Annotated in this window: 5 protein-coding genes and 1 pseudogene; all 6 read right to left on the bottom strand. The window is 64.1% G+C overall.

Going from position 1 to position 4,358, the window contains the following annotated elements:
* Nucleotides 1–126: 126 nt before the first annotated feature.
* Nucleotides 127–690, bottom strand: a complete 564-nt coding sequence (locus tag BFP90_RS26725) for an NUDIX hydrolase (RefSeq protein ID WP_065892007.1) — start codon at nucleotides 688–690, stop codon at nucleotides 127–129.
* Nucleotides 691–692: 2 nt separating this feature from the next.
* On the bottom strand, nucleotides 693–1,445 hold the full coding sequence (locus BFP90_RS26720) for a GntR family transcriptional regulator (RefSeq protein ID WP_057721964.1): 753 nt from the start codon (nucleotides 1,443–1,445) through the stop codon (nucleotides 693–695).
* 23 nt (nucleotides 1,446–1,468) lie between these two features.
* Nucleotides 1,469–1,858 (bottom strand): carboxymuconolactone decarboxylase family protein, encoded by a 390-nt coding sequence (locus tag BFP90_RS26715; RefSeq protein ID WP_065883580.1) that lies wholly within the window; start codon nucleotides 1,856–1,858, stop codon nucleotides 1,469–1,471.
* 13 nt (nucleotides 1,859–1,871) lie between these two features.
* Nucleotides 1,872–2,357, bottom strand: a complete 486-nt coding sequence (locus tag BFP90_RS26710) for a flavin reductase family protein (RefSeq protein ID WP_065883582.1) — start codon at nucleotides 2,355–2,357, stop codon at nucleotides 1,872–1,874.
* Nucleotides 2,358–2,369: 12 nt separating this feature from the next.
* The gene (locus BFP90_RS26705; RefSeq protein WP_065898440.1) at nucleotides 2,370–3,851 is read right to left on the bottom strand and encodes an aldehyde dehydrogenase; all 1,482 of its coding nucleotides are present in this window, start codon (nucleotides 3,849–3,851) and stop codon (nucleotides 2,370–2,372) included.
* A pseudogene (locus tag BFP90_RS29385) lies at nucleotides 3,848–4,358 on the bottom strand (alpha/beta hydrolase); the annotation flags it as partial. The pseudogene BFP90_RS29385 and the gene BFP90_RS26705, both read right to left, overlap by 4 nt.

Raw genomic sequence — 4,358 nt, 5'->3', positions numbered from 1 at the left:
GCCGTCAGGGCGGAACCCTAAGTGGCCGTTACCGCAGAAACGGATATGTACTCGATCTGATCCAACATCCCGGCCGGCCCAGAGGCCGCCATCGGGGGCAAGCCCCCTCCCACATTAGGCTGAAGATCAGCGTATGAAGTGAATCTTGCCGCTGTCATCATTCCCCATGTAAATGCCATACACCCCCGCCTGGCGCTCTTCGATATAGCGCTCCAGAATCTGCCGGATCGCCGGGTAGTAGATGCTGTCCCAAGGGATGTCCTCGGGGGCGAAGAAGGTGTAGGCCAGGGTTTCCGGGCCGAACTGGCCGGTGATCTCCAGCGCGATGGCGCGGAAGATGATGTACACCTCGCTGATCTTCGGCACGCTGAAAATCGAGTAGGGCGACACGATTTCGGCGCGCACGCCGGTCTCTTCCCAGACTTCGCGCAACGCCGCTTCTTCGGTGGTTTCGCCCCCTTCCATGAAGCCCGCCGGCAGCGTCCAGGTGCCGGGGCGCGGGGGGATTGCGCGCTGGCACAGCAGGTATTTGCCGTCCTGCTCGATGATGCAGCCGGCGATGATCTTGGGGTTGATGTAGTGGATGTAGCCGCAGCCCCGGCACATCAGGCGCTCGTGGGTGTCGCCCGGTGGCAGTTGGTGACCGAGGTCATGGCCGCCGCAGGTCGGGCAGAAGCTGGGGCCGGGCACGGTCAGTGACCTATGCGCGGTTCTTTGAGCGCGATGGGCAGGGTGATCTCGGGGAGCTTGCCGGTTTCTTCCTGTTTGCGCTTGAGGTAATCCAGGGCCACGGCTGCCGCGGCACGTACGTGATCGACGCAGGCCTGGTGGGCGGCGAGGGGGTCGCCGCTCTTGATCGCCTGGACCATGCGCTCCATTTCCTGGTTGCTGGCGCCACGCCGGTTCTGCTGGGACACCGACGTCGCGCGCAGGTAGCTGATACGCGCCTGCAACTGGCGCAACTGAGTGGCGGCCACGTGGTTGCCGCAGCCTTCGAGCAACACATCGTAGAAGCCCTGCACGGAGTCGATCACTTGCTGCAGTTCGCCTTCCTTGAGGGCCTTGCGGTTTTCCTCCAGGGCTTTTTCCAGGGCCTTGATGTCCTTGGCCTTGGCGCGCAGGGTGAACAGCTGCACGATCAAGCCTTCGAGCACGCAGCGCAGTTCATAGATATCGACGGCATCGGCCAGGGTGATGATCGCCACCTGCGGGCCCTTGGCATCGGCGAACTCCACCAGGCCTTCGGATTCCAGGTGGCGCAAGGCTTCGCGCACCGACGTGCGGCTGACGCCAAGGCGGTCGCACAGGTCGCGCTCCACCAGGCGGTCACCGGGCAGCAGCTGGAAATTCATGATGGCGCTGCGCAGTTTCTCCAGCACGATTTCGCGTAGGGTGACCGGGTTGTGATTGACCTTGAAGCTGTCGTCGAGGGGCGCGCGTTTCATGGGGTTTGCTCTGAATGTGGCGGTTAACTGGAGGCCTCGGCATCGGCTTCGGCGAAGGCTTCACGGGCCAGCCTGAAGCTGTCCACGGCGGCGGGAACCCCGCAGTAAATGCCGACCTGAAGCAGAATTTCGCGTATTTGTTCACGACTCAGCCCGTTGCGCAAGGCGCCGCGCACGTGCAGCTTGAGTTCGTGAGGCCGATTGAGGGCCGAAATCATTGCCAAGTTTATCATGCTGCGTTCTTTAAGCGACAAACCCTCCCGGCCCCACACATGGCCCCAGCAGTACTCGGTGACCATCTCCTGCAGCGGTCGCGTGAAGTCGTCGGCGTTGTCGATTGAACGCTGTACGTAGGCTTCACCCAAGACTTGCGTACGGATTTTCAGGCCTTGTTCATACTTGTCGTTGCTCATGGTTCAGTGCTCCTCAGGCCAGGGTCGGCAGCGCGCCGAGCTTGCCTTTGTGATAGATCATCGGCGTGACCGGCTGTGTGGGCAGGATCAGGTTCTTCACCGCGCCGACAATGATCGCGTGGTCACCGCCGTCGTATTCGCGCCACAACTCGCACTCGATGATGGCCGTGGCGTTGGCCAGCAGCGGGTTGCCCAAGTCGCTGAGGTGCCACTCGATGCCCTTGGCCTTTTCCTTGCCTTTGCTGGCGAAGGCATAGGCTTCGGCGGTCTGGCCGGCGGACAGCAGGTGGATCGCAAAGCGCTTGCTGTCGCGCAGGATCGGGTAGGTGTCCGACGCGTAGTTGGGGCAGAACAGCACCAGGGCCGGATCGATCGATAGCGCACTGAATGCGCTGGCGGTGATGCCGACGATGCCGCCGTCCGGGTCGAGGGTGGTGACCACCGTGACGCCCGAAGGAAACGAGCTCATGACGTCTTTGTAAATGCCGGGTTCGATCATGGGTGTGGCCTCTTAACGCATCACAAAGGGATCAGGCATGGGCGCCTGGGACAGGTTGATCCACACCGTCTTCAGCTCGGTGTAGGCCAGCACCGAATCGATGCCGCTTTCGCGTCCGTAGCCGCTGTTCTTGAAGCCGCCGATGGGCGCCATGGCCGAGACGGCGCGGTAGGTGTTGACCCAGATAATCCCCGAGCGCACGTCGCGGGCCAGTCGATGGGCGCGGCCCAGGTCGCGGGTCCAGATGCCGGCGGCGAGGCCGAACTGGGAGTCGTTGGCAATCGCCAGCGCTTGGGCTTCGTCCTTGAAACGGATCACCGAAGCCACCGGGCCGAACACTTCTTCCTGCATGATTTTCATTGAGTTGGCGTCGCACTCGAACAGCGTCGGCTCATAGAACCAGCCTTCACCGAGGTGCTGCGGGCGTTTGCCACCGGTGCGCAGGCGTGCGCCTTCGGCGATGGCATCCGCCACCAGGCCTTCGACCACGGCCAGTTGCTGGGCGGTGGCCATGGGGCCCATCTCGCTGGCATCGTCCAGGGGATTGCCGATGCGGATGCGTTCGGCGCGCTGCACCAGGCGCTCGACGAACTCGTCGTAGATGTCATCCTGCACCAGCAGGCGCGACCCGGACACGCAGCTCTGGCCGGACGCCGCGAAGATCCCGGCAATCGCACCGTTGATGGCGCTGTCGAGGTCGGCGTCGGCAAAAATGATATTCGGTGACTTGCCACCCAGCTCCAGCGACAGCTTGGCGAAGTTCTCCGCGCTGCTGCGCACCACATGCCGAGCGGTGGCCGCGCCGCCGGTGAAGGCGATTTTGCGCACCAGTGGGTGACGGGTGAGGGCGGCGCCGGTACTTGGGCCGTAGCCGGTCACCACGTTGACCACGCCCGGTGGAATGCCGGCTTCGAGGGCCAGGCGCGCCAGTTCCAGGACAGTCGCCGAAGCGTGTTCCGAGGGCTTGATCACGATGGTATTGCCTGCCGCGAGGGCCGGCGCGAGCTTGATCGCCGTCAGGTACAGCGGGCTGTTCCACGGAATGATCGCGGCGACCACGCCCATGGCTTCGTGGACCGTGTAGGCGAACAGGTCCGGCTTGTCCAGCGGCAAAGTGCCGCCTTCGAGCTTGTCGGCCAGGCCTGCGGTGTAGTGGAAGAACTCCGGCAGGTAGCTGACCTGGCCGCGGGTCTCGCGGATCAGCTTGCCATTGTCGCGGCTTTCCAACTGCGCCAGTTGTTCGGTGTTCTGGGCGATCAAGTCACCCAGGCGGCGCAGCAGTTTGCCCCGTGCGGTGGCGCTGAGGCCACGCCAGGCCGGGCTCTCAAAAGCCGTTTGTGCGGCCTGTACGGCGCGGTCCACGTCGGTTTCATCGGCATCGGGCAATTGCGCCCAGGGCTCGGCCAGGGCCGGGTTGAGGCTGTCGAAAGTCTTGCCGGACAGGGCATCGACCCATTCACCGCCGATGCACATCTGGAAGCGTGCGAGTGTCATGCAACGATCCCCTTTATTGGATTATTTTGGGTGTACACGGTGTCGAGGAACCCCAGCAGCAGGCTGTTGACCAGGCGCGGTGATTCGACCGGCATCATATGCCGTTGCTCGGCCAGCACCGCAACCGTGGCGCCGGGAATACAGTCGGCCAGTTGCCGGGCCATTTCCGGCGTCGAGCCGGGGTCCAGTTCGCCGGTGGCGACCAGGGTGGGCACGCGCAGGCCCTTGAGGTCGTCGGCGCGGTACATGTCCTGGGTCGCAAACAGCTCGTAGGTGGTGAGGTAGCCCTGGGGATCGTTGCCCGCCAGGGTCTGGCGCAGCGCGGCGATCTGCGCCGGGTTGGCCGCCTGGTATTCAGGGCTGAACCAGCGCGACAGCGCCGCTTGCGCATTCGCATCCGGCCCGTGCTCGGCGGCCTGGGCCGTGCGCGCGATGACGCCGGCACGCTGCTCGGGGCTGCGGTTGAACACACTGTTGAGCACCACCAGGCTTTTGAGGCGGTCGGGG

This window comes from Pseudomonas sp. 24 E 13, from assembly GCF_900004715.1.
GTDB lineage: Bacteria > Pseudomonadota > Gammaproteobacteria > Pseudomonadales > Pseudomonadaceae > Aquipseudomonas > Aquipseudomonas orientalis_A.
Note: the sequence above shows the minus strand (reverse complement) of the source record. Positions and strands in the feature narration are given on the sequence as shown.